The 15987-nt window shown below is 62.1% G+C and carries 15 protein-coding genes; 5 read left to right on the forward strand and 10 right to left on the reverse strand.

Annotated features, from left to right (window positions below):
* Window positions 1–344 precede the first annotated feature (344 nt).
* The 5 genes from BLU76_RS22105 to BLU76_RS22125 are packed head-to-tail and all read left to right on the forward strand — an operon-like array spanning window position 345 to window position 5915.
* Window positions 345–2009 carry an AMP-binding protein gene (locus tag BLU76_RS22105; RefSeq protein ID WP_092224627.1) on the forward strand — a complete coding sequence of 555 codons (1665 nt, stop codon included), beginning with the start codon at window positions 345–347 and terminating at the stop codon, window positions 2007–2009.
* A 16-nt stretch (window positions 2010–2025) separates the two neighbouring features.
* A complete protein-coding gene (locus tag BLU76_RS22110) occupies window positions 2026–2787 on the forward strand; it encodes an SDR family NAD(P)-dependent oxidoreductase (protein ID WP_092224457.1) in 762 nt (253 codons plus the stop codon).
* A 16-nt stretch (window positions 2788–2803) separates the two neighbouring features.
* Entirely contained in the window at window positions 2804–3991 is a 1188-nt protein-coding gene (locus BLU76_RS22115; protein WP_092224629.1) for an acetyl-CoA C-acyltransferase, read from the forward strand.
* 9 nt (window positions 3992–4000) lie between these two features.
* Window positions 4001–5128, forward strand: a complete 1128-nt coding sequence (locus BLU76_RS22120; RefSeq protein ID WP_063321224.1) for an acyl-CoA dehydrogenase — start codon at window positions 4001–4003, stop codon at window positions 5126–5128.
* Window positions 5129–5141: 13 nt separating this feature from the next.
* Entirely contained in the window at window positions 5142–5915 is a 774-nt protein-coding gene (locus BLU76_RS22125; RefSeq protein WP_063321225.1) for an enoyl-CoA hydratase, read from the forward strand.
* 433 nt (window positions 5916–6348) lie between these two features.
* Here BLU76_RS22125 and BLU76_RS22130 read toward each other — a convergent pair whose 3' ends face one another.
* The 10 genes from BLU76_RS22130 to BLU76_RS22175 form a co-directional block, all read right to left on the reverse strand.
* Entirely contained in the window at window positions 6349–7500 is a 1152-nt protein-coding gene (locus BLU76_RS22130; protein WP_092224459.1) for an acyl-CoA dehydrogenase family protein, read from the reverse strand.
* A 3-nt stretch (window positions 7501–7503) separates the two neighbouring features.
* Complete coding sequence (locus BLU76_RS22135; protein ID WP_092224461.1) at window positions 7504–8610, reverse strand: enoyl-CoA hydratase/isomerase family protein; 1107 nt, start codon at window positions 8608–8610, stop codon at window positions 7504–7506.
* A gap of 134 nt (window positions 8611–8744) precedes the next feature.
* Window positions 8745–9452, reverse strand: a complete 708-nt coding sequence (locus BLU76_RS22140) for an HPP family protein (RefSeq protein ID WP_057450721.1) — start codon at window positions 9450–9452, stop codon at window positions 8745–8747.
* Between the two features lie 177 nt (window positions 9453–9629).
* Window positions 9630–11009: a UDP-glucose dehydrogenase family protein gene (locus BLU76_RS22145; protein ID WP_092224463.1), complete on the reverse strand. Its 1380-nt coding sequence runs from the start codon at window positions 11007–11009 to the stop codon at window positions 9630–9632.
* A gap of 93 nt (window positions 11010–11102) precedes the next feature.
* Window positions 11103–11837 carry a metal-dependent hydrolase gene (locus BLU76_RS22150; protein ID WP_092224465.1) on the reverse strand — a complete coding sequence of 245 codons (735 nt, stop codon included), beginning with the start codon at window positions 11835–11837 and terminating at the stop codon, window positions 11103–11105.
* 3 nt (window positions 11838–11840) lie between these two features.
* Entirely contained in the window at window positions 11841–12656 is an 816-nt protein-coding gene (locus BLU76_RS22155) for a fatty acid desaturase family protein (RefSeq protein ID WP_256572698.1), read from the reverse strand.
* A 77-nt stretch (window positions 12657–12733) separates the two neighbouring features.
* Window positions 12734–13522: a hypothetical protein gene (locus tag BLU76_RS22160; RefSeq protein WP_092224470.1), complete on the reverse strand. Its 789-nt coding sequence runs from the start codon at window positions 13520–13522 to the stop codon at window positions 12734–12736.
* A gap of 93 nt (window positions 13523–13615) precedes the next feature.
* On the reverse strand, window positions 13616–14536 hold the full coding sequence (locus BLU76_RS22165; protein WP_092143729.1) for a LysR family transcriptional regulator: 921 nt from the start codon (window positions 14534–14536) through the stop codon (window positions 13616–13618).
* 58 nt (window positions 14537–14594) lie between these two features.
* Window positions 14595–15128, reverse strand: a complete 534-nt coding sequence (locus BLU76_RS22170; RefSeq protein WP_072345300.1) for a hypothetical protein — start codon at window positions 15126–15128, stop codon at window positions 14595–14597.
* Between the two features lie 39 nt (window positions 15129–15167).
* On the reverse strand, window positions 15168–15959 hold the full coding sequence (locus BLU76_RS22175; protein WP_063321235.1) for a putative hydro-lyase: 792 nt from the start codon (window positions 15957–15959) through the stop codon (window positions 15168–15170).
* Window positions 15960–15987 lie beyond the last annotated feature (28 nt).

Genomic DNA, 15987 nt, shown 5'->3' on the forward strand with positions numbered 1-15987 from the left:
GCCGGAAAAGGTTTACTCATTCACATGGACGCATCCTTTGTAGAGGCTGAAAACTGCCCTGTGGCGAGGGAGCTTGCTCCCGCTGGGGCGCGAAGCGGCCCCAAAAACGGACAACCGGGTGTGTCAGGCTAATTGAGTTGACTGCTTTGGGGCTGCTGCGCAGCCCAGCGGGAGCAAGCTCCCTCGCCACAGGGGGGGCGACAGGCAACACACCCCTGAACCATGGCCAAACCAGTCAAGCAACTTGAAAGCTTTGACCATTGCCGCCACAGCCCTTCGGCGCGAGTATTTGCCTGCTATCCACGGTTCCCCCAACCAATAAAAAACACAGAGGGATGCTGGTCATGCGCGATTATTCGTCCGCCACTTCGCAATTCGATTACCTGCAAACCGTCAACGCCGCGCTGCACGGCTCGCTCGAGGCGCTCAATGCCTGTGTCGAGTGTTGCGACCGGCATGCGTTGCCGGGGCGCATCGCCTTGTTCTGGGAGGGCCGTGACGGCAGCGATGCGACTTGGACTTACCGTGACCTGCAGGACAACGCCGCGCGGTTCGCCAATTTCCTCCGCGCCCAAGGCGTCGGCAAGGGCGACAAAGTGGCCGGCCTGCTGCCGCGCACCGCGGAACTCTTGATCGTTGTACTCGCCACCTGGCGTATCGGAGCGGTGTATCAACCGCTGTTCACCGCATTCGGGCCAAAGGCCATCGAGCACCGCGTCGGCAGCTCGGGCGCACGGATCGTCGTGACCGACGCCGTCAACCGTCCCAAGCTCAATGAAGTCGCCGGTTGCCCCACCATCGTCACGGTCGGTGGTGAAAAGGGCCAGGGCATCGTGCGCGGCGACTACAGTTTCTGGGCCGAAGTGGCGAACCACTCCAGCCAGTGCGAACCGCTGATGCTCACCGGCGAAGACCCGTTCCTGCTGATGTTCACCTCCGGCACCACAGGGCCTGCCAAGGCGCTGTCGGTGCCACTCAAGGCCATCGTTGCGTTCCAGAGCTACACCCGTGACGCGGTGGACCTGCGACCTGAAGACGCCTTCTGGAACGTCGCCGACCCCGGTTGGGCCTACGGCATTTATTTCGGCGTGACCGGGCCGCTGGCCATGGGACATCCGATTACTTTCTACGATGGCCCGTTCACCCTGGAAAGCACCTGCCGGGTCATCAACAAATACGGCATCACCAACCTGACCGGCTCGCCCACTGCCTATCGGCTGTTGATCGCCGGGGGCGAGCAGTTTGCCCGCTCGATCAAGGGCAAGCTGCGCATCGTCAGCAGCGCTGGTGAGCCGTTGAACCCGGAGGTGATCCGTTGGTTCGCCGATAATCTGAACGTGGTGATCCACGACCATTATGGCCAGACCGAACTAGGCATGGTGCTGTGCAACCACCATGGGCTGGAACATCCGGTACATCTGGGGGCGGCCGGTTTTGCCTCGCCGGGCCATCGGATCGTGGTGCTGGATGAAAACCAGCGCGAGCTGGGCGTGGGCCAGCCGGGCATTCTCGCGGTGGACCGCAGCCAGTCGCCCATGTGCTGGTTCGCCGGTTACGAAGGTGCGCCGACCAAGGCCTTCGTTGGCGACTACTACTTGAGCGGCGACACCGTGGAGCTTAACCCCGACGGCAGCATCAGCTTCGTCGGCCGTAGCGATGACGTGATCACTACCTCCGGCTACCGGGTCGGTCCGTTCGACGTGGAAAGTGCGCTGATCGAACACCCGGCCGTGGTGGAAGCGGCGGTGATCGGCAAGCCCGATCCGGAACGCACCGAGCTGGTGAAGGCCTTCGTGGTGCTCAGCACCCAATATCGCGCCTCACCGGAGCTGGCCGAGGAATTGCGCCTGCATGTGCGCAAGCGCCTGGCGGCCCATGCGTATCCCCGTGAAATCGAATTTGTCAGCGACTTGCCGAAAACCCCAAGCGGCAAGTTGCAGCGCTTTATCTTGCGCAACCAGGAAATCGCCAAGGCTCAAGAGGCCGCGGCGCAGAACGTTTCAGCTTGAACCCAAGGAAACCATGATGCAGATCGACAACAAGATTTTCCTCGTCAGCGGCGGCGCGTCCGGCCTCGGCGCGGCCACCGCTGAAATGCTGGTCAAGGCCGGCGCCAAGGTGATGCTGGTGGACCTCAACGCCGACGCCGTGGCCGCCCAGGCGCAAAAACTGGGCTGCCAGAGCGTGGTGGCCGATATCAGCAACGAAGCGGCGGCTGAAGCGGCGGTCCAGGCCACGGTCGATGCGTTCGGTGGTCTGAATGGCCTGGTGAATTGCGCCGGTATCGTGCGCGGCGAGAAGATCCTCGGCAAGAACGGCCCCCACGGGCTGGACAGCTTCAGCCAGGTGATCAACGTCAACCTGATCGGCAGCTTCAACTTGCTGCGCCTGGCGGCTGCGGCCATTGCCGAAACCGAGGCAGACGCCGATGGCGAACGTGGCGTGATCATCAACACCGCTTCGGTAGCGGCCTTCGACGGCCAGATCGGCCAGGCCGCCTACGCGGCCTCCAAAGGCGCCATCGCCAGCCTGACGTTGCCAGCCGCCCGTGAACTGGCGCGCTTCGGTATCCGGGTGATGACCATTGCCCCGGGGATTTTCGAAACCCCGATGATGGCCGGCATGACACCCGAGGTGCGGGATTCCCTGGCCGCTGGCGTGCCGTTTCCGCCACGCCTTGGGAAACCGTCCGAGTACGCGGCGCTGGCCAGGCATATCATTGAGAACAGCATGCTCAACGGCGAGGTGATCCGTCTCGACGGTGCCTTGCGTATGGCAGCCAAATAAGTAAGGAGGATTCATGATGTCCAACGATCCTATTGTCATCGTCAGTGCCGTCCGTACCCCCATGGGCGGTTTCCAGGGCGAACTGAAAAGCCTCACCGCCCCGCAACTCGGTGCCGCCGCCATCAAGGCCGCCGTGGAGCGGGCCGGTATCGCGCCGGGTGCGGTTGAAGAAGTGCTGTTCGGTTGCGTGCTCGCCGCCGGCCAGGGCCAGGCACCGGCACGTCAGGCCGCACTGGGCGCCGGGCTCGACAAGTCGACCCGCTGCACCACGCTCAACAAGATGTGCGGTTCGGGCATGGAAGCGACGATCCTGGCCCACGACATGCTCATCGCCGGCAGCGCCGAGGTGGTGGTGGCCGGCGGCATGGAGAGCATGTCCAACGCGCCGTACCTGCTCGATCGCGCCCGCGGCGGTTATCGCATGGGCCATGGCCGGGTGCTTGACCACATGTTCCTCGATGGCCTGGAAGACGCCTACGACAAAGGTCGGCTGATGGGCACTTTCGCCGAAGATTGCGCCGAGGCCAATGGTTTGAGTCGCGAGGCCCAGGATGCCTTCGCCATTGCGTCCACCACCCGCGCCCAGCAGGCGATCAAGGACGGCAGTTTCGATGCCGAGATCGTGCCGTTGCAGGTCATGGTCGGCAAGGAACAAGTGACCATTCGCCACGACGAGCAGCCGCCGAAAGCGCGGATCGACAAGATCGCCTCGCTCAAACCGGCGTTTCGCGAGGGCGGCACGGTGACGGCGGCCAACGCCAGTTCCATTTCCGATGGTGCCGCAGCCCTGGTGCTGATGCGTCAGAGCCAGGCTGCCCAGCGTGGCCTCAAGCCCCTGGCGGTGATCCACGGTCACGCGGCGTTTGCCGATACTCCGAGCCTGTTTCCCACCGCACCGATTGGCGCCGTGAAGAAGCTGATGCAGAAAACCGGTTGGTCGCTGGATCAAGTCGACCTGTTCGAAGTCAACGAAGCCTTTGCCGTGGTCGGGCTGGTGACCATGGACAAGCTGGAGATTGCCCATGACAAGGTCAACGTCCACGGCGGCGCCTGTGCGCTGGGCCACCCGATTGGCGCGTCTGGCGCACGGATCCTGGTGACCCTGCTGTCAGCCCTGCGCCAGAAGGGTCTCAAGCGCGGCGTCGCGGCGATCTGCATTGGTGGCGGCGAAGCCACGGCCATGGCCGTCGAATGCCTGTATTAAGGAATTACCATGCTTGCGACTGAAGAACAGACTCAAATCCGCGACATGGCCCGGCAGTTCGCCGAGGAACGCTTGAAACCGTTCGCCGCCGAATGGGACCGCGAGCACCGTTTTCCCCGGGAAGCCATCGATGAAATGGCCGAGCTGGGCTTCTTCGGCATGCTGGTGCCGGAGCAGTGGGGCGGCTGCGACACCGGTTACCTGGCGTATGCCATGACCCTGGAAGAAATCGCCGCCGGCGACGGCGCGTGCTCGACCATCATGAGTGTGCACAATTCGGTGGGCTGCGTGCCGATCCTCAAGTTCGGCAACGATGAGCAGAAGGCGAAATTCCTCACGCCCCTGGCCAGTGGCGCGATGCTTGGTGCCTTCGCCCTGACCGAGCCCCAGGCCGGTTCGGACGCCAGCAGCCTCAAGACGCGGGCGCGGCTGGAGGGGGATCATTACGTGCTCAACGGTTGCAAGCAGTTCATCACGTCCGGGCAGAACGCCGGGGTGGTGATTGTGTTTGCGGTGACCGATCCGAGCGCAGGCAAGCGTGGCATCAGTGCGTTCATCGTGCCGACCGATTCGCCGGGCTACAGCGTCGCGCGGGTCGAAGACAAACTCGGCCAGCATGCCTCCGACACTTGCCAGATCCTCTTCGAGGATTTGAAGGTGCCGGTGGGCAATCGCCTGGGGGAGGAGGGCGAGGGCTACAAGATCGCCTTGGCGAACCTGGAAGGCGGGCGCGTGGGCATCGCGGCGCAAGCGGTGGGCATGGCCCGCGCGGCGTTCGAAGCGGCCCGGGACTATGCCCGGGAACGCTCCAGTTTCGGCAAGCCGATCATCGAACACCAGGCCGTGGCGTTCCGCCTGGCCGACATGGCGACCCAGATCGCCGTGGCCCGGCAAATGGTGCACTACGCCGCTGCCCTGCGAGACAGCGGCCAGCCAGCGCTGGTGGAGGCCTCCATGGCCAAGCTGTTCGCCTCGGAAATGGCTGAAAAAGTCTGCTCCATGGCATTGCAAACCCTGGGCGGCTACGGTTACCTGAACGACTTCCCGCTGGAGCGCATCTACCGCGACGTGCGGGTCTGCCAGATCTACGAAGGCACCAGCGACATTCAGCGCATGGTCATTTCGCGCAATCTTTGAACAGGAGTCCTGCATGAGCTACGAAACGATTTTATTGGAGATCAAGGACCGCGTCGGCCTGATCACCCTCAACCGTCCCCAGGCCTTGAACGCCTTGAACGCGCAGATCGTCAGCGAACTGAACCAGGCGCTGGATAGCCTGGAGGCTGATCCGAAGATTGGCTGCATCGTGCTGACCGGCTCGAAAAAAGCCTTTGCCGCCGGTGCCGATATCAAGGAAATGGCCGAGCTGACCTACCCGCAGATCTACCTGGACGACCTGTTCAGCGACAGCGACCGCGTGGCCAACCGTCGCAAGCCGATCATCGCGGCGGTGAACGGTTTTGCCTTGGGCGGTGGCTGTGAGCTGGCGTTGATGTGCGACTTCATCCTGGCCGGCGACAACGCCAAGTTCGGCCAGCCGGAAGTCAACCTCGGCGTGCTGCCAGGCATGGGCGGCACCCAGCGCCTGACCCGGGCGGTGGGCAAGGCCAAGGCCATGGAAATGTGCCTGACCGGGCGCTTCATCGATGCCGTGGAGGCAGAGCGTTGCGGTATCGTGGCGCGGATCGTACCGGCCGATGAGCTGCTGGATGACGCACTGAAAACCGCCGCGTTGATCGCCTCCAAGTCGGTGCCCATCAGCATGATGGTCAAGGAAAGCGTCAACCGTGCGTTTGAAGTCAGCCTGTCCGAAGGCGTGCGTTTTGAGCGGCGTGTATTCCACGCCGCGTTTGCGACGCAAGATCAGAAAGAAGGCATGGCGGCATTCGTGGCCAAGCGCGCGGCGGAGTTCCAGGACAAGTAAGGCGGCCACCCCATAACCCGTGGCGAGGGAGCTTGCTCCCGCTCGGCTGCGCAGCAGTCGCAAACCGGATCATGTGGTTCGGCTGAAAAAATGCAGAGGCCTGCTTCGCAGACCAGCGGGAGCAAGCTCCCTCGCCACATTGGGTTTGTGTAGAGCCGAAATTGGAGCTCGACCAAAGTCCCTGTGGGAGCCGGGCTGCTCGCGATGGCGTCAGCCCAGACACCCCATAACCCGTGGCGAGGGAGCTTGCTCCCGCTCGGCTGCGCAGCAGTCGCAAACCGGATCATGTGGTTCGGCTGAAAAAATGCAGAGGCCTGCTTCGCAGACCAGCGGGAGCAAGCTCCCTCGCCACATTGGGTTTGTGTGGAGCCGAAATTGGAGCTCGACCAAAGTCCCTGTGGGAGCGAGCCTGCTCGCGATGCTTTCCCAGCCATCACACCAGGTAGTGTTTCAACTCCCGAGCGATGACCATCCGCTGTATCTCGCTCGACCCTTCATAAATCTGGGTAATCCGCGCATCGCGGTAGTAGCGTTCCACCGGATAATCCTCGAGATACCCATAACCACCATGAATCTGTATGGCCGAGGAGCAGACTTTCTCGGCCATTTCCGAGGCAAACAGCTTGGCCTGGGAGGCTTCTGACAGGCAAGGTTGGCCCGCGCTGCGCAGGCGGGCGGCGTGGAGGATGAGCAGGCGGGTGGCGTTGATGCGGGTGTGCATGTCGGCCAGCAGGTTGGCGATGCTCTGGTGCTCGATGATCGGCTTGTCGAACTGGACGCGATCACGCGCGTAAGCCAGCGCCGCTTCGAACGCCGCGCGGGCGATGCCCAAGGCTTGCGCCGCGATGCCGATGCGGCCGCCTTCCAGGTTGGACAGGGCGATGGCCAGGCCTTTACCGCGAGCCCCCAGCAGGTTGGCTTCGGGGATGGTGCAATTGCTCAAGGTGACCGCGCAGGTGTCCGAGGCGCGGATGCCCATTTTGTGTTCGGTGCGATCAACGATGAAGCCCGGCGTATCGGTGGGCACCAGGAACGCTGAAATGCCTTTCTTGCCCAGTTCCGGGTCCGTCACGGCAAACACGATCGCCAGTTTCGCTCGCTTGCCGTTGCTGACGAACTGCTTGGCGCCGTTGATGACCCATTGGCCATCGCGCAGTTCGGCCCGGGTGCGCAGGTTGTGGGCTTCGGAGCCGGCCTGGGGCTCGGTCAGGCAGAAGCAGCCAATGGCCTGGCCACTGGCGAGGTCGGCCAACCATGTCTGTTTTTGTTCGTCGGTGCCGAAATTCAGCACCGGCCCACAACCCACCGAATTGTGGATGCTCATCAGTGCGCCGGTAGCACCGTCGCCTGCGGAGATTTCCTCCACGGCCAGGGCATAGGCGACGTAATCGACGTAGGTACCGCCCCATTCTTCCGGCACTACCATTCCCAGCAGGCCCAGCTCACCCATCTTCGCCACCAGACCGTCGTCAATCCAGCCGGCCTTTTCCCACGCCTGGGCATGGGGGGCGATTTCACCACGGGCGAAGTCCCGGGCCATGTCGCGGATCATCACTTGTTCTTCGGTCAGTTCGAGGTCATGCATGGCTCAGTTCCCGTGGTCGTCGAAGCCCTCGAAGAAACTCGCCACATGGTCGGCGTCCAGCGCCTCCAGGGTCGGCGGGTTCCAACGCGGGTTCTTGTCTTTGTCGATCAGCAAGGCGCGTACACCTTCGATCAGGTCACCGCGTTCGAACCATTGCTGGTCCAGATGCAGTTCCAGGGCAAAACAGTCTTCCAGGCTCAAATGCCGACCGCGCCGCAGCATTTCCAGGGTCACGGCCATGGCCAGGGGAGAGCGGCTGTCCAGCAGGTCGGCGGTCTTTATTGCCCATTCATGGCTGTTGGCGACGGTGACCTGGCGCAACTGCTCGCCCATGCTCGGCACGTCGGGCAGGCCGAAGAAATGATCGATGGCTGGCCGCAGATCGGCCAGGGGCGGGGCAGGCAGTTGTTGCACACCGAGTTTGGCCAGCAGGCTCTGCAGGTCCTTGAGTGGCGTATCTCCCCACTCCAGGCGATCGAGGCGCGCATCGAGCTGTTCAAGCTTGCGACTGTCCAGATACCAGTCGGCCAGCCCGCAATACAAGGCGTCGGCCGCGCGGATCTGCGCGCCGCTGACGCCCAGGTAGATCCCCAGTTCGCCAGGAATGCGCGGCAGGAAGTAGCTGCCGCCTACGTCCGGGAAATACCCGATGCCGACTTCCGGCATGCCCAGGCGGCTGCGCTCGGTCACCACCCGCAGGTCGGCACCTTGTGCCAGCCCCATGCCGCCGCCCAGCACGAAGCCATCCATCAAGGCGACGATTGGTTTACGGTAGTGATGAATCGTCAGGTCGAGGGCGTATTCCTCGACGAAGAAATCTTCATGCAGGGTGTCACCCTGCTTGTGGCTGTCGTACAACGAACGGATATCGCCGCCGGCGCAAAACGCCTTCTCGCCCGCGCCCCGCAGCACCACGGCGCGGATCTGTGGGTCCAGGGCCCAGGTATCGAGTTGTTGCTGCAAGCTGCGCACCATGCCCAGGGTGAGGGCATTGAGGCCGGCGGGGCGGTTCAGGGTCAAATGGCCAATGTGATTGCGAACGTCGACCAGCACCTCATAGGCCGCGGTGTCGAGGGTTCCCGCAGCGTGTGATGAAACCTGAGCTGTCATCGCTAACTCCCTGCTTTTATTCTTCTTTATGAATTGTGTCGCGCGTACCTATTCAGGATCGTAACAGTGCAAATTTGCATTGCACAACCGGGATACGTGCAGGTCCTTTCTGCATATTTATAGCAGCCGCAGGCTCAGCCGCGACTAGAGAGAACCTCCGCGATGCTGCGGCGCTTGGCATTTCGCTCGCTGGCGTGGATCAACTGCTCAAGATCTTCCGGCGTGACGTCAAAGAATGCTTCCATTTCCGCCAAGGCCAGTTTCAGGTCTTCGGCTGTGATCGCCTGGCGGTCGACGGGAGGGTGGTCAGCCGGTATGACGGCCAGCGGTTCGCTGGCACGCTTGGGATAGCGCACCCGCGTCAGGTTGTTATAGGCCAGCGCAAAGGCCAGCAACCCGGAACCGGCCAGCATCGCCGCACCAACGGCTTGCCAGTCCAAGGCAATGATAGACGGGGCGGCCAGCACCAGCGTCGCCGCCAGGGCGCCTGCCGGCGGATGCAAGCAACGCAGCCAGCACATCAACACCAGCGCCATGCCCGCCGCCAGGCAGGCGCTACCCAGCGTACGGCCCAGTACATGGGCCACCAGCAGCGCGACGACCGACGCACACAGGTAACCGCCGACAATCGACCAGGGCTGGGCGAGGGCGCCCGATGACACCGCAAACAACAGCACCGCCGAGGCGCCGAGGGGGCCGATCAGGTGTTGCGCCACCTCGAGGCCGAATACCTGGCCACAAAGCCAGACACTGAACATCGTCCCCAGCGCCATGCCGATGGCGGCGCGGCTCCACTCGGTGGGACGGGTATTGATAGCGGCGGGGAACCAGCGAGAAAGCATTAAGCGAAAATCCAAAAAACGAACAAAAAAAGGGGCTTACGGGATAGTCCCAGAAAGCCCTTTAAGTGTTCCAACAGTTGGGGGAGGAACGGTGCACAGTGTGCCGCTCACAACTCTTGCTTACAAATTCATATTAATGCTGGTTGAGTGCATTAATTTTGAGGTAAGGCTCACAGGTCACGCGCTTCTCGAAGCCGGGAACCACGTTTGCTGGGCGATAGGCAGGTTGCGCGACTGCCCGCGACCCATCGGGAAATAGGTGAAACCCTTGTCGGCCATGCGCTCCGGATCGAAAAGGTTACGACCGTCAAAAATCACCGGGGCCTTGAGCCGTTGTTGGATCAGGTCGAAGTCCGGCGCCTTGAAGGGTTGCCATTCGGTACAGATGACCAATGCGTCGGCCCCCGGCAACACCGATTCCGGCGTGCCCATCAGCATGAGTCGGGTTTCGTCGGGATAGAGCAGTTGCGTCTGCTGCATCGCCTCCGGGTCGAACGCGCGGACGCTGGCACCCGCTGCCCAGAGCGACTCCAGCAGGGTACGGCTCGGAGCATCGCGCATGTCGTCGGTGTTGGGCTTGAAGGCCAGGCCCCAGAGGGCGAAGGTCTTGCCGCGCAGGTCGCCCTGGTAGAACGCGTTGATCCGCTCGAACAGCTTGTGTTTCTGCCGCCCGTTGATGGCTTCCACCGCTTGCAGCAGGTCGCTGGAGCAATGAGCCTGCTCGGCCGTGTGGATCAGGGCACGCATGTCCTTGGGAAAGCACGAACCGCCGTAGCCGCATCCCGGGTAGATGAAGTGATAGCCGATGCGCGAGTCGGCGCCGATGCCCAGGCGCACGGACTCGATGTCGGCCCCCAGGTGTTCGGCCAGTTCGGCGATCTGGTTGATAAAACTGATCTTGGTCGCCAGCATGCCGTTGGCGGCATATTTGGTCAGCTCGGCGCTGCGCAGGTCCATGAACAAGACCCGATCGTGGTTGCGGTTGAACGGGGCGTACAGGTCGCGCATGGTTTCGCGCACTTCATCGCGCTCGCAGCCGATCACGATGCGATCCGGACGACGGCAATCGGCGACCGCCGAGCCTTCCTTGAGGAATTCGGGGTTGGAAACAATATCGAACTGCAGCAGGCGACTGGCCTTGAGCAGGCATTTGTCGATGTGCCCCCGCAGAACGTCGCCGGTGCCCACCGGCACGGTGGACTTCTCCACCACAATGAGCGGTTGCTCGCGGTAGCGGGCGACGGCCTCGCCGACGGCCAGGACCTGGCTCAGATCGGCACTGCCATCTTCCCGGGACGGCGTGCCCACGGCGATAAACAGCACCTGGCCGTGCTGCACGGCGAGCTGTTCGTCGCAGGTGAAATGCAAGCGGCCAGCTTCCAGGCCTTCACGCACCAGCGCGGCCAGGCCAGGTTCGTAAATGCTCACCTGGCCTTGGCGCAAGCTGTCGACCTTGCGCTCGTCGATGTCCATGCACACCACGTCATGGCCCACTTCGGCCAACACGGCAGCTTGCACCAAGCCTACGTAACCACTTCCGAATACGCTGATTTTCATGGCGAACTCCCTGGAACTTTCCGAGCGGGCGACATGCACAACCAGCGTTCGCCGCAGTGCGCTTGGTCCAGAATAAGTCGGGGATATTGCAGTTCACTTACAGCCTGCCACCGCAGTCGTTTTCAGCGGAAGAAAGTAGGCACCCCATCCGCTTGCCAGCAGCACCAGGTTCGCACCATCGCGCAGTAGCAGGCGCCCCGTGGCCCATCCCAGCTGCCTGGCGCTGACGCGGCCGCGGGCAATGTCCCAGCGAGCAAAACCATGCAGATGCCGCAGGACATCGAAGCTCATCAGCGCCGATGCGGCCAAAAAATAGACAATCCGCTGCCAATAGGGGACACCCAACGCCTGGAGCAGATCGGTGGTGACGTGCTGATGAGCCACTTCTTCGGCGCAGTGCCAGCGCCACAGGCGTGTTTGCGAGGAGGTGCTGGTCGACAGCAGCCCGCCACTGCGCAAGGCGATCCGCGAGGTGACGGCTGTCACATGCTCGAACGCCGCGGCCAGGGACAGCTGCGCATGGAGTGACAGCTTGGCACGCAGGGCATCGAGGTCCTTTTCGATCTCGCGTTCGTATTTCTTGACTTCAAAACCCTGCTTTTCCAGTTGTTGGTTGTAGAGACGATGGGCTCGCTGGTGAGCGCGTTCCTCGGCCACGAAGTCGCGCGACTGGTTAGCCAGTGGCGAGTTTGGCGGCAACTGCAAAGCGGATGATTGCACCACTGAAATCACAAATTGTTCGCCGGCAGGGAGCAGCACCGAAAAGGCATCGAACAGGTAGGTCCTGATCGGTGTGTCGTTCCAGAAGGGCTCGCAGTTGTTTTTCATGGCTTATTTCCAGAGTCGGGGACCGAGTCGCATCCATGTCGCAACGAACGTGGGCAGCCCTGTCGTGCCACCGGGATTGTCTTTGGCGAGCACCCTCGATTGCGCGTACGCGTGGAACCAACGGGTTGCCGGCGCATGATGGTGGGTGCGATGCAGCGAACGATGCAGGATCAGCCAGGAGAGGATCTTTGGCAGGCGCACGTCCGTGGTGATCTCACAGGGCGGGCGTCGCGGGCCTTGGGCCGAGATCCGTACGCCATAGTGCTCGGCCTGCGTCAGCCAGAAATCCATCCAGGCAAACAGGCAATAAGGGAGCAGATAGACGCAGACGACCAGTCGAGGCGCCTCATAGAGACCGAACGCCAGCGCAGCCGCAAAAACGCCGATCACGGCGTTGTTCCAGCGCCAGCGCCAGACCGCGTTCGGCGGCAGGTAGCGGCGGGAGATCCTGTTGGTGGAAATCGCCACCCAGAGTTGCTCCGCGGCGCCCAGCAGGCTGATCCAGCGGGTCGGCCAGGTCTGTTCGTACATCAAGCCTTCGGGATCATCGGCCTGGCAGGTCTTGCGGTGGTGTTCGAGGTGGAAGTAGCGGTAGCCCACGAAGTTTGCCGCAAAAATGCCCGCCGCGAACACACCCACCGCCTCATTGAGAGGTGTGCCCACAAGGAACTGGCGATGCACGCCTTGATGCTTGATCTCCTGGACACCGATCATCAGGATCGCCTGCAGCACGATCAGCGGTGCGACAGCCAGCCATGTGAATGCCTCCTGCGTCGCCAGCCAGCCGATCGCGGCGGTATTGAGGACGCACAGCAGCATGAATAGGTAGCTGGGAAGATTGCTGCTCGATGAAGGAAAAGCCACTGCACGGGCAACGGCTAGAGCCCGGGAGGTACTCACAGGCACACGAAGACCAGTTTTTTCATGCGTTGCAACCAGGGCAACGGAACTCTCTTCCAGATGAACGAAAGGCCCGACAGCGGCACTTTGCCTTGGAGCAGCACGCCGACATCCAGCGAAGGCTCATGGGGGAAGTAGTTGTCTTTGATGGCGACAATCTTGCGAAAGCCTTTCTTGAAGTAGTACCGCAGCTGTGGGTCCAACGGCACTCCCTGGCGTTTACTCAGGATGTAGTGCGCCTCTGTGAAGCCGGGGTTTTTCGAGCGCCAATCCCTTAGGCCCGGGACAGGAGATCCCAGGTAGATGACCGACCAGCCTTGTTTCAGCGCGTAGGGCCAGAAGAACTCGAAAATCGCATTGGCCGCTTTCGGGTCGACGCTGCTCAGGCTAATGCCAAACAACGCATCCGTTCTGGCCGATTCGTCACCGTGCTGCTTCCTCGCGCAATCTGCCCAGGTCGGACACTGGCGAATATGGTCGTGCCGGGTCGGTTTCATGAACAGCGATGCCCGCGCGGTGCCGCTGCGTGTGCAAAACGCACCGACACTCAGGGCCGGGAATGCGGCGATTCGGGAGGCCAGCATGGCGGCATCGGCCCGCTGGTCGTCCGTCCATTTCCGTTGTTCGAGCTCAAGCAGCGAGGGGATGTCTGCACACGACAGGAACCGGACACAGATCTCACCTTCACGGGACCTGTCGCTGTTCTGCGTGTCATGCCTGTGTTCCCTATGATTTGGCGTTGTAGCCGGCGCTTCGGGCGTTCTGTTTTTCAGGAATGCTTGCATCAGGCAGATAGCTCACCGATCGAGGGACGGGATCAATCGGTGCCCACGGTATGTCACCGGTGTGAATATCTGATGACGAAATGAATGGGCGGCTCAATTCATATCGAGTCGATACCCGGGCGGTAACTGTGCGACGAATTCGCCGACCACTTCCCGGGTCAGGCTGACGATGTCTTCTACCCGTTCCATTCCCGCGCCGGTCCGCCAACTGGCGACGATGTCCATGACCGATGGCAGCGGCACGCCGTCCACCAAGGTCAATGTGCCTTGGGCCAGTTCGCCGACGACCAGCGCCGCGGGCATGGCGCCAATGCCAAAGCCGTCGCGAACCAGGCGGGTAATGGCCGAGGCCGAGTTCACGCAGTTGATGCGGGGCGAGACGATGTTGGCCGAATGCAGCAGGTTGAGAATGTCCTGGTGGGGGCGAGAGTTGCGCGAGAAGGTCACTATGCGTTCCTGGGACAAGTCCTCCAGCGACGCATAGGACCGGTCATAGGCGGAGCCGGTGCGCACCACCCAGTGCATCGGGTAACGGGTCAGCAGCGCGTTGCGTACACTGTCCAGGCGCAGGATGTCGGTCTGGAAAATGATGTCCTGGTAGCCTTTTTCCAGTTGCGAGCACAGGTTGCTCGCGGTGTCGGCCGACAGTTCGATTTCCAGGGCCGGGTAACATTCCATCAGGCGCGTCACCAAGGGGCTGAGCCAGGTGTGGATCACCGTATCCATCGCACCGATGCGGATTCGGCCGCGCACCTGGCGCGGATCCTTGATCACCGCTTTCATGCTTTGCATGGTGTCCATGATGCGCTCGGCGTATTCCAGCACGCGCTGGCCTTCGGAGGTCAGCGACACACCTTTGGAATCGCGCACGAACAGGCGCACGCCCATTTCGTCCTCCAGGGCGGCGATCCGACTGGAAATGGACGCCTGGGTGGTGAACAGCTTTTCCGCGGTGAGGCGAAAGCTCTTCAGGCGGGCGACCCAGACGAAGGTTTCGAGAAACTTGATGTTCACTTGGGGCGATTCCTTGAAACAGTCATGCAAGACTCCTGAAAGCGCACGGGCGGCCTGATCAAAGATCTTCCAGGTAGCGGATAACATCCTGGAGCGCGCCTGAATCCGGGACGTTATCGAGAACCGCTTCAGGCTGGCACCATGGGTACTCCAGCCGCGATGCCCAAGCCATGATCATCGGCAGATCGGTTGCCGGCAGGGTCTTCATGTGTTCGATGGTGATGGTCAGTCGCTCGGCCAGGCTCGACGCCGGATCGAACTGCCAGTCATACAGGCCACAACCGACGCGTGCCTCGCCACTGTTCTTGTCGGACATCGCCACCAGCCACTTGCACTGGAACGCCTCGGCGTTTGCCGGCGGCGGGGCGGCCAGGCAGAACGTGTAGACGTTTTCGAAGGTCTGGCCAAAGCGACTGACCAACACATCGCCAATGGCGGTACGGCCTTCGACGTGGTCGGGAAACGTGATGGAACCGGTGCGCACGTTCATGTGCAGCGTAGCAGTCGGCGTAAAAGCCTGATCCAGCAGGTGCGGGCGATTGCCGTCCTTGGCGCTGATGTATTGTTGAATCGATTGCTGAGCGGTGTTCATCGTGTGTCCCTTCAAGTTGAAAGCGGCCTCGTCCGAGGTTTACAAATCACTGTTCCATAAGTCCGTCACCAGCATGCAGCCAGGGGCGTGGGTGATGCACAACGGTGGACGTGAGGCCTGGACCACCGATTGAGGCGTTACGCCGCAGGCCCAGAATACCGGGATCTCGTCCGCTTCCACCGGCACGGCATCGCCGTAATCCGGCGAGTCCAGGGATTGAATGCCGATCAGTGACGGATCGCCGATGTGTACCGGGGCGCCGTGAACGTTGGGCATGCGCCCGGTAATCTGGATCGCCTGGATCGCCGCGGCGGCTTTCATCGGCCGCATGGTCACCACCATCTTGCCAGACAGGCGGGCGGTGGGGCGTGTGTCGATGTTGGTCTGGAACATCGCGACATTGCGCCCCAACTCAATGTGCCGCAAACGGATGCCGGCCTCCAGCAGGGGTTGTTCGAACGAGAACGAGCAACCGAGGGCGAAGGCCACCAGGTCGTCCTGCCACAGGTGTTCGATGTCCAGCGGCGCTTCGCTCAACTCGCCGTGGCGGTAGACCCGGTATTGAGGTACCTCGTGGCGGATATCAATGGCGGCGCCCAGGTTACGGAAGAACGGATCGCCTGGCTCGGTCACGTCAAGTACCGGGCAAGCCTGGCGATTGAGGGTGCAGTAGCGCAGGAATTCATTGGCCCAGTCGCCGGGCAGGATCACGATATTGGCTTGCACGCGGCCCTGGCCCAGGCCGCTGGTATGGCCCTGGTACTGACCGGCGGCGATGTTTTGGCGCAGGGCCAGGGGTGTGCATTGCTGCAGTTGTTCGAAGGACATCATTACGGGGCTCTCCAAGCGTTCGTTCGCT

The sequence above is a fragment of the Pseudomonas sp. NFACC08-1 genome, assembly GCF_900106735.1.
In the GTDB taxonomy this organism is placed as follows: domain Bacteria; phylum Pseudomonadota; class Gammaproteobacteria; order Pseudomonadales; family Pseudomonadaceae; genus Aquipseudomonas; species Aquipseudomonas fluorescens_Q.